The 15351-nt window shown below is 63.9% G+C and carries 15 protein-coding genes; 6 read left to right on the top strand and 9 right to left on the bottom strand.

All coding sequences use genetic code 11. The features are described 5' to 3' along the window. The first annotated feature begins 37 nt into the window (after positions 1 to 37). Positions 38 to 352, top strand: coding sequence for a hypothetical protein (locus EN804_RS09630; protein ID WP_127871667.1), 315 nt, complete (start codon positions 38 to 40; stop codon positions 350 to 352). A 39-nt stretch (positions 353 to 391) separates the two neighbouring features. Here the strand turns inward: EN804_RS09630 and EN804_RS09625 are convergent, their stop codons facing one another. Beyond that, positions 392 to 3163 carry a UvrD-helicase domain-containing protein gene (locus tag EN804_RS09625; RefSeq protein ID WP_135919259.1) on the bottom strand — a complete coding sequence of 924 codons (2772 nt, stop codon included), beginning with the start codon at positions 3161 to 3163 and terminating at the stop codon, positions 392 to 394. A 257-nt stretch (positions 3164 to 3420) separates the two neighbouring features. Here EN804_RS09625 and EN804_RS09620 point away from each other — a divergent pair, with 257 nt between their 5' ends. Further along, complete coding sequence (locus EN804_RS09620) at positions 3421 to 5736, top strand: glucose/quinate/shikimate family membrane-bound PQQ-dependent dehydrogenase (protein ID WP_135919258.1); 2316 nt, start codon at positions 3421 to 3423, stop codon at positions 5734 to 5736. Positions 5737 to 6015: 279 nt separating this feature from the next. On the opposite strand, the gene EN804_RS09610 is transcribed toward EN804_RS09620, so the two are convergent. Then, complete coding sequence (locus tag EN804_RS09610; protein WP_127277585.1) at positions 6016 to 6447, bottom strand: hypothetical protein; 432 nt, start codon at positions 6445 to 6447, stop codon at positions 6016 to 6018. A 4-nt stretch (positions 6448 to 6451) separates the two neighbouring features. Further along, on the bottom strand, positions 6452 to 6610 hold the full coding sequence (locus tag EN804_RS37185) for a hypothetical protein (RefSeq protein WP_167531372.1): 159 nt from the start codon (positions 6608 to 6610) through the stop codon (positions 6452 to 6454). A 372-nt stretch (positions 6611 to 6982) separates the two neighbouring features. On the opposite strand from EN804_RS37185, the gene EN804_RS09605 reads away from it, so the two are divergent. Beyond that, positions 6983 to 7870 (top strand): dienelactone hydrolase family protein, encoded by an 888-nt coding sequence (locus tag EN804_RS09605; RefSeq protein WP_135866446.1) that lies wholly within the window; start codon positions 6983 to 6985, stop codon positions 7868 to 7870. A 6-nt stretch (positions 7871 to 7876) separates the two neighbouring features. On the opposite strand, the gene EN804_RS09600 is transcribed toward EN804_RS09605, so the two are convergent. From EN804_RS09600 to EN804_RS09590, 3 genes are all read right to left on the bottom strand, one after another. Further along, the gene (locus EN804_RS09600; RefSeq protein WP_127277581.1) at positions 7877 to 8323 is read right to left on the bottom strand and encodes a response regulator; all 447 of its coding nucleotides are present in this window, start codon (positions 8321 to 8323) and stop codon (positions 7877 to 7879) included. Then, positions 8320 to 9468, bottom strand: a complete 1149-nt coding sequence (locus EN804_RS38650) for a histidine kinase dimerization/phosphoacceptor domain -containing protein (protein WP_135866449.1) — start codon at positions 9466 to 9468, stop codon at positions 8320 to 8322. Before EN804_RS38650 ends, EN804_RS09600 begins: the two co-directional genes overlap by 4 nt. A gap of 143 nt (positions 9469 to 9611) precedes the next feature. After that, complete coding sequence (locus EN804_RS09590) at positions 9612 to 10529, bottom strand: DMT family transporter (RefSeq protein WP_135866452.1); 918 nt, start codon at positions 10527 to 10529, stop codon at positions 9612 to 9614. Between the two features lie 89 nt (positions 10530 to 10618). Here EN804_RS09590 and EN804_RS09585 point away from each other — a divergent pair, with 89 nt between their 5' ends. Further along, positions 10619 to 11098, top strand: coding sequence for an Lrp/AsnC family transcriptional regulator (locus EN804_RS09585; RefSeq protein WP_127277573.1), 480 nt, complete (start codon positions 10619 to 10621; stop codon positions 11096 to 11098). A gap of 61 nt (positions 11099 to 11159) precedes the next feature. On the opposite strand, the gene EN804_RS09580 is transcribed toward EN804_RS09585, so the two are convergent. Next, the gene (locus EN804_RS09580) at positions 11160 to 11357 is read right to left on the bottom strand and encodes a hypothetical protein (RefSeq protein ID WP_015317249.1); all 198 of its coding nucleotides are present in this window, start codon (positions 11355 to 11357) and stop codon (positions 11160 to 11162) included. A 232-nt stretch (positions 11358 to 11589) separates the two neighbouring features. Continuing rightward, on the bottom strand, positions 11590 to 12075 hold the full coding sequence (locus tag EN804_RS09575) for a thioesterase family protein (RefSeq protein WP_127871660.1): 486 nt from the start codon (positions 12073 to 12075) through the stop codon (positions 11590 to 11592). Between the two features lie 102 nt (positions 12076 to 12177). Here EN804_RS09575 and EN804_RS09570 point away from each other — a divergent pair, with 102 nt between their 5' ends. Continuing rightward, positions 12178 to 13593, top strand: coding sequence for an FAD-linked oxidase C-terminal domain-containing protein (locus tag EN804_RS09570; protein ID WP_135919257.1), 1416 nt, complete (start codon positions 12178 to 12180; stop codon positions 13591 to 13593). Positions 13594 to 13693: 100 nt separating this feature from the next. Then, positions 13694 to 14212 (top strand): hypothetical protein, encoded by a 519-nt coding sequence (locus EN804_RS09565; protein WP_135919256.1) that lies wholly within the window; start codon positions 13694 to 13696, stop codon positions 14210 to 14212. Positions 14213 to 14269: 57 nt separating this feature from the next. Here EN804_RS09565 and EN804_RS09560 read toward each other — a convergent pair whose 3' ends face one another. Beyond that, on the bottom strand, positions 14270 to 15232 hold the full coding sequence (locus EN804_RS09560; protein ID WP_135915632.1) for a Dyp-type peroxidase: 963 nt from the start codon (positions 15230 to 15232) through the stop codon (positions 14270 to 14272). Between the last annotated feature and the right edge of the window lie 119 nt (positions 15233 to 15351).

Below are 15351 nucleotides of genomic sequence, written 5' to 3'. Positions count from 1 at the left end.
CCCCAGACATTCATGGGGATGGCCAATGGAGGACGACATGGGTTTCGACCAGTATCACGAACCGCCGGAAGAACTGTCGCAGCAAGTGCGCACCTTCGCCCGCATGATCGCCTCGCTGATCGAGGAGGCGGAAGCGATCGGCTGGTACGAACAGCGCATGTCGGTGGAAAAGGACCCGCAAGCCAAGGCGATCATGAAGAACGCGCAGAGCGAGGAGTTCAAGCATTTCGGCATGGACCTCGAATTCCTGCTGCGCCAGAAGACCGACTGGCGCGCGGAACTGAAGGAAATCCTGTTTACGACAGGGGATATCGTGAAGGCCGGTGAGCGGGGCGAAAAGAAGGTGGATTGAACGGCTTCGCTGGCTTCTTGTCAAAGCTACGGCCCCAACTCACACCGCCGCGACAAACCCGTCCAGCACGCGTTTCTGGCCGGCCTTGTCGAAGTCGATGGTCAGCTTGTTGCCTTCGATGGCCGCAATGTTGCCGTTGCCGAATTTCTGGTGGAAGACGCGGTCGCCGACGCTGAAGGCCGACGGCGTGTCGGAGACGGATTTGGCGACCAGTTCGCCGTCGATGGTGCGGCCCTTTACGCTGGTGCGGCCGGCGCCGTAGCCGGAGTCGGTCTCGCCATAGCCGATGCGCTCGACCTGATGACCCGAGCGGGTGCCCCAGTTGCGGTCGGTCGCCTCGGTTCGGTTGGCCTGCGCGCGCTGCCAGCCCGGCGTCGAATAGGTGTTGGAGAAGGCGCCGGATTTTTCCGCGCCGCCCGAATTGCCGCCGATATTGTCGAAGCGCGAGGCGCCATACGGGTTCTGTCTTCCTGCCCCTTGGCCGCCGCCACGGCCGGACGCGAATGAGCCGCCGCCATAGGGATTGCCGTAGCCGCCGTAGGAATTGCCGGCTTCGGCGACCTCGACATGGGCTTCCGGCAGTTCCTCGAGGAAGCGCGACGGGATGGTCGATTGCCAGAGGCCGTGGATGAGGCGGTTGGAGACGAACCAGATATGCAGGTTCTTCTTGGCCCGCGTCAGGCCGACATAGGCGAGGCGGCGCTCTTCCTCGAGCCCCGAACGGCCGCCTTCGTCCAGCGCGCGCTGATGGGGAAACAGGCCTTCCTCCCAGCCGGGCAGGAAAACGGTCTCGAATTCGAGGCCCTTGGCCGAGTGCAGCGTCATGATGGAAACGGCATCGAGCCCGGCATTCTGCTCGGCATCCATGACCAGCGCGACATGTTCGAGGAAGGAGCGCAGCGATTCATACTCCTCCATGGAGCGGATCAGTTCCTTCAGGTTCTCCAGCCGACCGGGGGCTTCCGCCGAACGGTCGTTCTTCCACATGTCGGTGTAGCCGCTCTCTTCGAGAATGGTCTCGGCGAGCTCGGTGTGCGGGGTGGTTTCCAGCGCCTTCTGCCAGCGTTCGAAATTGGCCGCGACCTCGCGCAGCGCAGCGCGCGGTTTCGGCTTCAACTCGTCGCTTTCGGCGAGCGTGCCCGCCGCCTCCAGCATCGGGATGCGCATGCCGCGCGCCGTGTCGTGGATCTGGCGGATGGTCGCTTCGCCCAGGCCGCGCTTGGGCACATTGACGATGCGCTCGAAGGCGAGGTCGTCGGTGCCGTTGGCGACGACGCGGAAGAAGGCCAGTGCGTCGCGGATTTCCATGCGCTCGTAAAAACGCGGGCCGCCGATGACGCGATAGTTCAGGCCGAGCGTGATGAAGCGATCCTCGAAGGCGCGCATCTGGAAGGATGCGCGCACGAGGATCGCCATGTCGTTCAAATTATGCTTCTGGCGCTGGTAGGCCTCGATGGTCTCGCCGATGGCGCGGGCTTCTTCCTCCGAATCCCACGCGGCGTGGACGTTGACCTTGCCATCCTCGGGATCGTTGCGGTCGGTGAACAGCGTCTTGCCGAAACGGCCCTCATTGTAGGCGATGAGATGGGAGGCGGCGCCCAATATGTGCGCGGTCGAACGGTAGTTGCGCTCCAGCCGGATGATGGTGGCGCCGGGAAAATCCTTGTCGAAACGCAGGATGTTGTCGACCTCGGCGCCGCGCCAGCCATAGATCGACTGGTCGTCGTCGCCGACGCAGCAGATGTTAACTTTGTTATCGCTCACGGGCTGTTCCGCGCCTGCCGGCGCGGGCCCTCCGCGGGGGCCTCGCAACGGCTCGGACGCCCGGTCGGGCTTGCGGCCTTCGGCCGGAACTGCCGATTCATCCTTCGGAGTTGCCGGTCTATAGCTACCCGCCTCCGTTCTATCCGGAACTCCGGAAAGATTTGGAACGCGACCACCCGGAGAGCCACTTCGTGGTGGTTGCGTCCCGCCTGGCCGCTGCGCGAGCAGCCGCAGCCACATGTACTGGGCGGTGTTGGTGTCCTGGTACTCGTCGACGAGGATGTATTTGAAGCGCCGGTGATAGTCCTTCAGCACATCGGGATTGGCGCGGAAGATGCGGATCGGGTGGCAGAGCAGGTCGCCGAAATCGCACGCGTTGAGCGTCTGCAGACGCTCCTGATAGGCCTTGTAGAGCTCGCGGCCCTTGCCGTTGGCGAAGCTGCGCGCATCGCCCTCGGCGATGTCGGCCGGACCCTGGCCCTTGTTCTTCCAGCCGTCGATCATCTGGGCGAACTGTTTTGCGGGCCAGCGCTTGTCGTCCAGGCCCTCGGCCTGGATCAACTGCTTGATCAAGCGCACGACGTCGTCGGTGTCGAGGATGGTGAAGTCGGATCTCAGGCCGGCAAGCTCGGCATGGCGGCGCAGCAGCTTCACGCCGATCGAGTGGAAGGTGCCGAGCCATGGCATGCCCTCGACATTGCCTTCGCCGATCAGGATGCCGATGCGCTGCTTCATCTCGCGCGCGGCCTTGTTGGTGAAGGTCACTGCCAGGATCTGCGAGGGGAAGGCCCTGCCGGTGGCGAGGATGTGGGCGATGCGGGTGGTCAAGACGCGGGTCTTGCCGGTGCCGGCGCCCGCCAGCACCAGAACCGGGCCTTCGGTGGTCTCCACCGCCAGCCGCTGCTCGGGGTTCAGCCCCCTGAGATAGTCGGGCGCATTGTTTTGGCCGCCGCGGGCAGCCATGGCGCGCGCGGCAATGCCCGACGGGGCCGTGGGCCGCGCATTGGGTTCGTCGAAAAAGGGCATGTCTTCGGAAAAGCCGGACATCTCCCCCGAATGTAGTGATTCGGGAGGGAAAGACCAGAACTGTCTACGTTTTGTTCCGGTAAAGTGCCTGATACGGCCACTCGAGCGATATGGCGGCCGGCGTTGTGAACAACCGCAGGGGGACAAGGTTGCCGCCGCGGACCCTTGACCTGCGCTTGACAGGCGCGGCGGTCGGGAGAAAGTTGCGTATGGGGCAGCACGCAATGCCGGGTTGCCTAGGGCCGCACCATGCGCGCAACAGTCGAAGGAGTATCATCTTGGCTGTCACGATCACCTCCCTCGTCCTCTTCCTCATCGGCCTGGCGCTTGGCGCCGGCGGCATCTGGTTGGCTTCGCTGGGCGGCAGTTGGTACTACATCATCGTCGCTCTCGCCTTCCTGGTCGCCGCCTGGCTGCTCTACCGGCGCCGTTCCACGGCGCTCTGGCTCTACGCGGCGATCGTGCTCGGCACGCTTGCCTGGGCGGTCTGGGAAACCGGTTTCGACTGGTGGGAACTCGGCCCGCGCGGCGGCATCATCGTGCTGGTGGCGCTGTGGCTGCTGACGCCGTGGGCGCGGCGGGGCCTTGCCGGTCCGGACGGCCGCGCGCCACTGATCCTCGCCGTGCTGGCATCGCTGGCGGTGGCCGGCTATTCGATGACCACGGACCCGAAGGACATCGGCGGCGCGCTCGACACCGACAAGGTGATACCCAACGCCAATCTCGGCGGCGATGTGCCGGCGGGCGAATGGCACTATTACGGGCGCACGCAGTTCGGCCAGCGCTATTCGCCGCTCGACCAGATCACACCGGATAATGTCGCCAATCTGCAGCCGGCCTGGACCTACCGCACCGGTGACGTGAAGGGTCCGGACGATGTCGGCGAGACCACCTACCAGGTGACACCGCTCAAAGTGGGGGACACGCTCTATATCTGCACGCCGCACAATTTCGCCATCGCGGTCGATGCGGCGACCGGCAAGGAGAAGTGGCGCTACGATCCCAAGATCAAGCTCGACAAGGACCGGCAGCACCAGACCTGCCGTGGCGTCTCCTATTATGCCGATGCCGCGGGCGCCGCCGGTCAGCCCTGCGCGACGCGCGTCTATCTGCCGACCTCGGATGCGCGGCTGATAGCGCTCGACGCCGCCAACGGGCAGGTTTGCCGAGCCTTTGCCGAGGGCGGCACGCTCAATCTGCTGACCAACATGCCGTATCCGAAGTCCGGTTATTACTACTCGACCTCGGCGCCGCTGATCGCGGGCGGCAAGATCATCGTCGGCGGCGCGGTCAACGACAATTACTCAACGCAGGAGCCGTCCGGCGTCATTCGCGCCTATGATGCGAGCACCGGCAAGCTGCTATGGAACTGGGATTCCGGCAATCCGGACCAGACGACGCCGCTTGCGGCCGGCCAGACCTACACCGCCAACTCGCCCAACATGTGGTCGACGCCGAGCGCCGACGAAAAGCTCGGCCTGCTCTATGTGCCGCTCGGCAACCAGACGCCGGACCAGCTCGGCATGGGCCGCAGCGCCAATGTCGAGAAATTCTCTTCCTCGATCACCGCGCTCGACCTCAACACCGGGCAGTTGAAATGGGTGCGCCAGACCGTGCACCATGACCTCTGGGACATGGACGTGCCGGCGCAGCCGAGCCTGGTCGACATCACCAAGGCCGATGGTTCCGTCGTGCCCGCGCTGGTCGGGCCGACCAAGCAGGGCGACCTCTATGTGCTCGACCGGCGCACAGGCGAGCCGGTGATCGCGGTGAACGAAGTGCCGGCGCCGGGCGGCGCCATCGAAGGCGATCACACATCGCCGACGCAGCCGGTTTCCGATCTTACCTTCATGCCGAAGCCGCTGACCGGCGCCGACATGTGGGGGATCACCATGTTCGACCAGCTGGCGTGCCGGATCGAATTCCAGGGCCTGCGCTATGAAGGCCGCTACACGCCGCCTTCCGTCCAGGGCTCGCTGATCTATCCCGGCAATTTCGGCACCTTCAACTGGGGCGGGGTAGCGGTCGATCCGGTGCGGCAGGTGATGTTCGGCATGCCGACCTACCTGGCATTCAAGTCACAACTCATCCCCCGCGACCAGGTGCCGCCGCCGGACGAGGGGCGCGGCAGCGAACAGGGGCTGAACCGCAATGAGGGCGCCCCCTATGCGGTGGTGATGGGACCCTTCCTGTCGCCGCTCGGCATCCCCTGCCAGGCGCCGCCCTGGGGCTATGTCGCCGGGGTTGATCTGAGGACCGGACAGATCGCCTACAAGCATCGCAACGGCACCGTCTACGACATGACGCCACTGCCGTTGCCGCTGAAGGTCGGGGTGCCCGGCATCGGCGGGCCGATGATCACGGCCGGCGGTGTCGCCTTCCTGGGCGCCGCCGTCGACGACTATCTGCGCGCCTATGACCTGACTTCAGGCAGGCAGCTCTGGCGGGCGCGGCTGCCCGCCGGAGGGCAATCGACGCCGATGACCTATACGGTCGCGGACGGGCGCCAGTTCGTGGTCATCGTTGCCGGCGGCCACGGCTCGGTCGGCACCAAGCCTGGCGATTATGTGATGGCCTACGCGCTGCCCAAGTAAGGGGCGGGGTCCAGTTTTCGCGACGCTAGCGCCGCCCCTCATCGCCCTGCCGGGCACTTCTCCCCGTATAGTGACGGGGAGAAGGGGCTGGACGCAACCGCGGCGCCTTCTTGCATCATTGGGGATTAGCGAAATCGGCGATGACAGCGCCCCTCTCCCCGTCACTATACGGGGAGAGGATGCCGGCAGGCAGGTGAGGGGCAGCGCCAGCCATGGTCAGCAAAGCGTCGCAATGCAGGACGTTTTTCTGCCTTCGACCGGGCGGCCGGCGTCGCCGTCTTAGCCGAGCCCCAGATGGCTCTTCAGGCTGGGCACCGAGCCGAGCACCTGGTTGGTCAAATCGGGGCCGGCGGCTGCCTCGGCCTGCTGGACCAGCGTCTCGCCTGCCTTCTGGATCTGCGCCATGTCGAGGCCGGATGCCTTGAGCGCGGCGAGGCCGTTGACCAGCGCGCCGGCTTTCTCGCCGAGAACGCCGCCAAGCGCGCCTTGCAGCGAGGACAGGAAGCCGCCGCCGCCGGCCGGGGCGGCCATGACGTCGTATTTCTGCGCCAGCGCATCGGCGCCCGGAATCTTGGCGAAGAAGGAGGAGGCGCTGGTGCCTTCCGCCTCATGCTCGAGGACCGAGAAAATGGTGCCGACGACCTTTTCGGTCGTAGCCTGGTCGAGACCGGCCTTCTGCGAGACGGTGTTCACGATGTCCTGGACGTCCATGACTTCACCTCAACCTTGGGTTTTTCGTGTTTGCCGGATGGCGCTGGCGGCTGCGTACCTTGACCATGGACTTGCGGCTCGCCGCAACAACGGCCGCGCGCATCGCCAGAACGGCGGTCGCAACCATGAAAGCTGTTGCGAGCATCGGCGAGGTCATGGTCATCGGCATTGTTCCTTCCAGATCGGGCCTAGAGCGGTTCAGAGTTTGATAGAACCTCTGCCCCACTCTAACTTCTTGTTTTACGCAATTCCCAAGGGGAAGCGCTGCGCGCTTCTCCCGGGAAAACCGCTACGCACTTTTCCTGGAATTGCTCTACCGTGACCGCCAAAAGCGGCCGGCCAGCCAGTTTCCCCCACTATTGTGGCAGCGCCATCAAGATTTTTCACCGATGACAAAAACGTGATGATCTTCAGCGGCCTGGCTGGCGGTCTTGGAGGCGGCGAGGTGTCACCGTCCAGTGGACGATGACAGGCTCGCCCCTATCTTGCGGACGGCAAGGAAACCGAAGTCAAGACACCGAGATCGAGGAAGCCCATGACCGACGTCACCACCAAGCCCGTCATCACCCAGGCGATGATCGACGCCTATGACGAATACACCCATCTGACGCTCGATCGCCGTCGCTTCATGGAGCAACTGACCAGGCTTGCCGGATCGGGTGCCGCGGCCGCCGCGATCGCGCCGATGCTGGCGGCGAACTCCGCCCAGGCGGCGATTGTCGCCGAAAACGATGTCCGCGTGAAAGGCGAGGACATCACCTATCCCGGCAGCGGCGGCGAGATGAAGGGCTATCTGGTCAAGCCGGCGAACCAGGCCGGCAAGCTCGGCACCGTCATCGTCATTCATGAAAACAGGGGGCTCAACCCGCATATCCGCGACGTCGCCCGGCGTGTGGCGCTGGAAGGGTTCGTGGCGCTCGCGCCCGATTTCCTGTCGCCGCTCGGCGGTACGCCCGCCGATGAGGACAAGGCGCGCGACATGTTCGGGAAACTCGACCCGGCGCAGACCGTGGCCAACGGCGTGGCGACGGTCGCCTTTCTCAAGGCCGACAAGGACGGCAACGGCAAGGTCGGCGCCATCGGCTTCTGCTGGGGCGGCGGCACGGCCAACATGCTGGCCGTCAATGCGCCCGACCTCGCCGCCAGCGTCGCCTATTACGGCATGCAGCCGAACGCCGCCGACGCGTCTAAGATCAAGGCTGCGCTGCTGCTGCATTATGCCGGCCTCGACCAGCGCACCAATGCCGGGATCGATGCCTTCAAGAAGGAGCTCGACGCCGCGCATGTCGAATACACGGTCTATGTCTATGAAGGCGCCAACCATGCCTTCAACAACGACACCTCGGCGGCGCGCTACGACAAGAAGGCGGCCGATCTCGCCTGGGGCAGGACCGTCGCTTTCCTCAAGCAGAAGCTGGCTTGATCGTCGTCACCTTCCCGGCGCCCAGACCGTCTCGAAAGCCGGCGACAAGGTGAAGCCCGCCGGTCGCTCCGATGTCGGCGGCGGGCGCCGCACGCCTTCCTGCAAATAGCGCAGGGCCGAAGTCACCCCGTGGACCGTGTAGGGCTTGGCAATGACCCCGATCGCGCCGGCGAAATGGTCGGGAATGCGCTTCGGGTTTGCGGTCATGAAAACGACCATTGAGTTCTTCCTGTCGTCGATATATTCGGCGACATCGATGCCGGTCGGGCCGTCGGTGAGGTGGATGTCGACAAAGGCGATGTCGGCCCGCGTCGAATCAACCACCTCCCTTGCTTCGGCCAGGGATGTCGCCCAGCCCACCACACTGTGGCCGGCGTCCTGGACAAGGCTTTCCAGCTCCATGGCCAGCAAGGCCTCATCCTCCACGATCAGGACCTTGAGAGGCTCATTCATGACAGGTTCCCTTTGTGCTGTGGTCCGTTGGGCATCGAAATGACAACGCGAGTGCCGGGACCGGCATCGCGCCACTCGATGTCGGCGCGCAATTGGCGTGCAAGCGACTTGATCAGCCGCATGCCGAAGGAGGCGTCGCCATTGGCATCCGCCATGCCGACGCCGTCGTCCGAGACCTCGATGTTCAAATGGCCGTCTGGCTGGCTCATCTTGATGCCGATGCTGCCCGATCTCGTGCCATCCGGCCCTTCCTTGAAAGCATGCTTGAGTGCGTTGGTGAGGAGCTCGTTCACCATCAATGCCACCGGCGTTGCCTTCTCGGCTGGGATGATGATGGACTCGAGATCGAGTTTCGGATTGATTTCCGAGCGTCCCGAAGCCGTGAGCAGCTCGGAGACGAGATCCCTGGCAAAATCCGAGACATCGAACTTGCTGACGTCCTTGGATTGGTAGAGCCGGCGGTGCACGGTGCTGAGCGCCTCTATGCGTTCCAGCATCGTGCCCAGCGAGCGCTTCAAATTCTCGTCACTGGCGGCCCGGCTCTGCATGAGGATGAGCGAGGAGATCATCTGCAGGTTGTTCTTCACGCGATGATCGACCTCGTGCAGCAGCGTGGTCTGCGCCTCGAGCGCCGCCTCGAGTTCCGCAGTACGTTCCCTCACGGCTTTCTCGAAGCGATCCTTGTCCGCGGTGATGCGATGTTCCGAACGCTTGCGGTCTGAAACATCGAGCTGGGAAGCAAAGAAGAATTGCAATTCGCCTTTGTCGTTGGAGACAGGGCTTATGTAGAGCGCGTTCCAGAAGCTCGAACCATCCTTGCGGTAGTTCAGGATATCGACGCTAAGATCGGTCTCGTTCTCGATCGCGGCGCGTATCTCTGCGATGGCGGCCTTGTCGCTCTTGGGGCCCTGCAGGAAGCGGCAGTTCTTGCCGATAACTTCATGGCGCTCGTATCCCGTCAGGCGCAGGAAGGCGTCGTTTGCAAAGACGATCGGATTATCCTGCCGGCGCGGATCGGTAATGATCATAGACATCCGCGTGGCACGGATGGCCGCCGCGAAGGGGTCGCCCTTGCCTTGCTCGACATGAAGGTCGTCGGTCATGTGCCATGCGTCGGCGGGTTCCCTGGTCTTTTTCCAGTCCATCGCGTCGCTCCAAGCCATTTTTCGTGGGAGACAACGGCTCAAAGTCGGATTTGGTTCAATCTCGAACGGCCTGTCGCAGTTCGACGCAGGTGGGAACCAACGGATGCTTTTTGCAACCGACTGGGAGGAAAGGGATTTCTCGACTAGCCGGCGGAGGCCGGCTTGTGGAAGGCGACGCCGGCCACCACCAGGGCGATGCCGATGCAGTCGGCCGGACCGGGGATCTGACGCAGCACCACGACTCCGATCAGTGTCGCGGTGACCGGCAGCAGGGACAGCATCAGCGCGAAACTCGAGCGCGGCAACCGCGCCATGGCGAGCTGGTCGCAGGCATAGGGTATGACCGAGGAACAGATGCCGACGCCGACGGCGGCAATGAGCAGCGGCGGCGAGAAGAAGGCGGGCAGCGCGTCGGTGAAGCCGATCGGCAGCACGACGACCAAAGCGACCGCCATGGCGGCACCCAGGCCGGCGATGCCGTCGGCGGCGCCGGTGCGGGCGACGCGGTGGCCAAGCATGATGTAGCCGACAAAGAGCGCGCCGTTGAGGAAGGCCCAGGACAGCCCGATCGGGTCGCTTGACCATCTGACGTCGGTCAACAGCAAGGTGCCGGTGACGGCTATGGCAAGAGCGACCAGATTGCGGGTGCTCCTGAGGCCGACCAGCGCAATGCCGATGGTGCCAACGAATTCAATCGCGGCCACCAGCGAGATCGGCAAGCGGTCGAGCGCCAGGTAGAACGAGCAGTTCATCACCGCCAGGCAAGCGCCGAAGGCCAGCAACAACAGGCGCGTCCGCGTATCGGTTCCGACGAAGGTTCGCCAGGGCCGCGTCAGCGGCGCGAAGATCAGCGCCGCGGTGGCGATGCGCAGCCACGCCATGCCGAGCACGCCGACATGCGGGAAAAGCAATACGGCGAAGGCCGGCCCGAGATAGTGGAAGATGGCGCTGACACCGAACCAGACGTGCGGCGGCAGTCTCGTCGCCAGGCGGTCGGGGCCGGCAAGAGCAGGCCTGGTGGCATCGCGACCGGCAGTCGGGACTTGCGCCTGGTCATCCATCGGCGCAGTATCGCAGGCGATCTTTCCGGTTTATATGGACGATGAGCAGCAAGTCCGGTCATTTCTTTCCCGGAAGCAAGGATTTTTCCATGAAACGCCTTCGAAGCGAAAGCGTCGACCTCGACGCCGCCGACATGAAAATATTGCGCTTGCTGGAAGAGGACGCGCGCATCAGCACGGCGGAGTTGGCGCGCTCGGTCGGCCTGTCGGCGCCGAGTGTGGCCGAGCGCCTCAAGCGGCTGCAGGAGAACGGCGTGATCGAAGCTTATTCGGTCAGAATCAATCCCGCGGCGCTTGGCCTGAAACTGTCGGCATGGCTGCGCATCCGGCCGGTGCCGGGGCAATTGGCGGTCGTGGCCGAGATCATCCGCTCCCTGCCCGAGATCGCGCAATGCGACCGGGTGACAGGCGAAGACTGTTTCATCGCGCTGGCGCATGTCGGCTCGGTGGCCGAACTCGAACGGGTGATCGATCGCATCATCCCCCATGCGATGACCAACACGGCGATCATCCAGTCGTCGCCGGTGATCGCGCGCTCGCCGCTGGCGGCGATCAAGCGGCAGGTTTGATCTCGGTGAGATGTTGCTTGAGAAAAATGTCAGCGCCAGACGGCGATCGAAATCGCTTGCCTCAGGCGTGGCCGCGCTTCAGGCGGGCGCGTTTCAGGATGCTGCGCCAGCGAATCATGTCGAATGGGATCGGTTCGTTGTTGTTGGCGATGTGAAAGATCTCGTTGTCGACATTCTTGAGCGAACGCCAGAAATCATAGTCTGATATGCGCGGATCGGCCGCCAGCCTATCCACCTCGACCTTGATGTCGGTCTTCATGCACGTCCCTCGAACCGGCTTCGCCCCGCCGCCCGTAAACAACCCTGGTGCGGACGTTTTCGACCGCTCCGCTGAGTCGTTCAACGGCTCAATTGGCTTGTTCCCGTTAAAACCTCGGTAAGGTTAATGTGGGTCCAGGACCGCTTCAAGCGCTGGCGCCAGTCGATTTGAGGGGGCCGGCGATTTTGGTTCGCGGGTGTGGCTTTGAAGTCGTTCCGTCCTCGAATTTGCCCTAGCCCTGCTTGCGCCTGATTCCGATCGAGCGCCCGGCGCGTTCGGGCATTGGCAGCACCGAATGGGCGGCGCGCATGGCTTCGATCCTGGCCAGCACATCGGCCGGGAAGGGCGCCACCTTCGGCCCCGACATGTCGACATGCAGCGACAGGGTCTCGGACGTGGCGGCGAGCCAGCCGTCGACATGGCGGATTTCCTGGTAGGCCCTGAGCCGCTTCTCGTCATGGTCGATGAGTTGAAAGGAGACTATGACCTTGTGGTCCAGGTGCAACTCCTGCACGTAGCAAACATGGACTTCGGCGGTGTAGATGGTGAGCCGCCGCTCTTTCACATAGTCCAGGCCCATGCCCATCGCCTCGAAGGCCTCGTCCGAGCAGCGGTCGAACAGCACGTTGTAATAGGCCATGTTGAGATGGCCGTTATAGTCGATCCAGTCCTTCTCGATGTCCATGGGCTTGGAAACGAAGGGGGCGAGGATGGACATCGAAACTTCCTTGTTCTGGTGCTGGACAGAGCGTGGTCGTGGAGACTACGCATCCATAATCGCATGACAAGCATGCATGCTGGTCCATTCGCGGAGGATTCCATGGCTCTGAGCGACCTCAATCCGGTCGAACGCAACGAGGAAGGCATCGCGGCCGTACTCGGCATCCTCAAGCAGCGTCTGGGCGAGCGCTTCCAGACCGGACAGGCGATCCGCTCGCAGCACGCGCATACGACTACCTATATTCCGACGCAGGCGCCCGACGGCGTCGCTTTCCCGGAGACGACGGCCGAGGTGCAGGAAATCGTGCGCGCCTGCGCGGCACACCGCGTGCCGGTGATCGCGTTTGGCGTCGGCTCGTCGCTCGAAGGCCACACCAACGCGCCGGGTGGCGGCATCTCGGTCGATACGTCGCGGATGAACCGCATTCTTGCGGTCAATCCGCAGGATCTCGACTGCACCGTCGAACCCGGCGTGACGCGCGAGGGCCTGAACCGGCATCTGCGCGACACCGGCCTGTTCTTCCCGATCGATCCGGGCGCCAATGCCTCGCTCGGCGGCATGGCGGCGACGCGGGCCTCCGGCACCAATGCGGTGCGCTACGGCACGATGCGCGAGAACGTGCTGTCGCTGACCGCCGTGATGGCCGACGGCGAGACCGTGACGACCGGCAAGCGGGCGAAAAAGAGCTCGGCGGGCTATGACTTGACCAGGCTGCTGGTCGGATCCGAAGGCACGCTCGGCATCATCACCGCGCTGACCTTGAAGCTGCAAGGCATTCCGCAGGCAATCTCGGGCGGCGTCTGCCCGTTCCCGAGTGTCGAGGCGGCCTGCAACGCGGTGATCGCGACGATCCAGATGGGCATTCCGGTGGCGCGCATCGAACTGGTCAACGCGCTGCAGATGCGAGCGATGAAGACTTATTCCAAGCTCGACTATCCCGAGAGCCCGTGCCTGTTCGTGGAATTCCACGGCAGCGACGCCGGCGTTGCCGAGCAGGCCGAGACCTTCGGCATGATCGCCGAAGAAAATGGCGGCGGGCCGTTCCTGTGGACCAGCGTCGCCGAGGAGCGCACCAAATTGTGGAAGGCCAGGCACGACGCCTACTGGGCGTCGCTGACCTTGCGGCCGGGCGCCAAGGGCCTGTCGACCGATGTCTGCGTGCCGATCTCGCGCTTTGCCGAATGCGTCGCCGAGACCGAAGCCGACATCGCCGAGATGGGCCTGATCGCGCCGATCGTCGGTCATGCGGGCGACGGCAATTTCCATGTGCTGGTGCTGATGGATGTCAACGACCCCGAGGAAATCGCGCTGTCGGAAAAGTTCGTCGCACGGCTCAATATGCGGGCGATCGCCATGGAGGGCACCTGCACCGGCGAGCACGGCATCGGCCAGGGCAAGATCGGCTTCCTGCGCCACGAACTCGGCCATGGCGTCGACATCATGCGCACCATCAAACAGGCGCTCGATCCGCAAAACATCATGAATCCGGGCAAGATCCTGCCTGACATGGGCTAAGGGCATCGTGAGGCGCCGGTCTTGACCGCGCCGCCATTCGGGTCGAGGCTCCTCAAGTGGCAAGCCTGGAAAACAGGCGTGCCGGCTGAGGAGGACTGTCATGGCCATTTCACGCAAGGAAGAAGCGCGCGCGCTGAGCGCCGACGAAAAGGAATTGGTGGAGAAGTCGCACCATCCGGCGGTCCAGGATCTTTCCGACGCCGACCTTTCCGGCCTGGTCAAGCTGTTGCGGGAACGGCGCGACAAGGCGCAGACCGAAGCGCATCGCCGCCGTCGTGAAATCCGCGGCAAGGGCGCGGCAAAGGGCGCGACCGCCTCGAAGGCTCATGGCGGTTCACAAGTGAAGCTTGCGGTGCTGGCGACGGCGATGCGGCGGCTGAACGGCGAGGCCGAACTGCGCCGCCAACTGGCGGCCCGCATTTCGCTGGTCGGCAACGCGCGCAAGGCGCTGACCTTGAAGCAGAAAGCCCCGAACGGTCCGACGCACAATTCGCGCACGGCGCACAAGGGTATGCGGGCCGTGGCCAACCAGAAGGTTGCAAGCCTGGTCCGACCGGCTGAACTCGGCCGGCAGCGCAAGGCGGCCAAGGTGGCGCAGGCGAAACGCGACGCACGTTGAGGGGCCGCGGATAGAGGCCGCCAGCCGACGCTCTACTGCGCAGCGACAAAGCTTCTCTTACTTCGCCTGCACAAGCGTCTGCAGCATGGGACGGGTGGGGGCGAAGAAGGTCGTGCCGGTGTGCGGCGTCGAGACGTCGAGCAGCCGGTCATAGGCGCCGGGCGGATCGCCGACATACATGCGCTGCAGCATTTTCTCGGTGACCCAGAGATATCTGCTGTAGCCGATGAAGTAGGTTCCGAACTCGTTCTGCCCGGGCCTGCCGAACGGCATGTTGTCGCGCAATATATCGTATTCATTGCCGTCGGCATCCTCGATAGTGGCCAGCGACTTGTGCGACTTGCGCGGCGCGTCGTCATCATCGATTTCGATGTTGTCGATCTTGGTGCGGCCGATGATCGCCTCCTGCTCGGGCGTTGGAATGCGCGCCCAGGCCTGCATGTCGTGCAAATATTTCTGGACCACGACATAGCTGCCGCCGGCAAAGTCGGGGTCCTCTTCACCGACCAGCGCCGAGGCGGGCAAGTCGAGGCCGGCCGGGTTGGCGGTGCCGTCGACGAAGCCGAGCAGGTCGCGGGCATCGAAATAGCGAAAGCCGGTCACTTCGTCGACGACGGTCACACCGGGACCAAGCCTGTCGAGCAGGATACGTTCGAATTCGAAGCACATGTCGGGCCGCTCGGCGCGAATGTGGAAGAGCAGGTCGCCCGGCGTCGTTGGCGCCGAATGGACCGCGCCCTTGATCGGAGCGAACGGCTTCAGCTCCAGCGGCCGCCGGCCGGGGCTGAGCCGGTTCCAGAGATCGCTGCCGATGCCGGCGATGCAGGACAGGCGGCCACCAAGGTCGCGGAATCCGACAGTCTTGACCAGATCGTCGAGTTCGCCAAGCACGGAGCACACCCTGGCCAGGGCCGGCTGTTCGCCGGCGACGGTGACGACAAGAAAAATCGCCGATTGCGAAAGCGGGGCATCGACGCTCTGCGCATCGATCGGCACACGGTCCCAGTTCTTGCCCGACATCCGAGAATCTCCGCTTTTTCCAGGATTTGTTTCAGATCGTCCGGCAGGACGCAACACGGGATGATTTGCCTCTTTATCGACACGCGGATGCGGGTAGAGTGCGGCAGAATTTCAATCAA

Origin of the sequence: Mesorhizobium sp. M8A.F.Ca.ET.161.01.1.1, from assembly GCF_004792105.1 — a bacterium.
GTDB lineage: Bacteria > Pseudomonadota > Alphaproteobacteria > Rhizobiales > Rhizobiaceae > Mesorhizobium.
The sequence above is the reverse complement of the archived record's forward strand: the minus strand, read 5'-3'. Positions and strand labels throughout refer to the sequence as shown.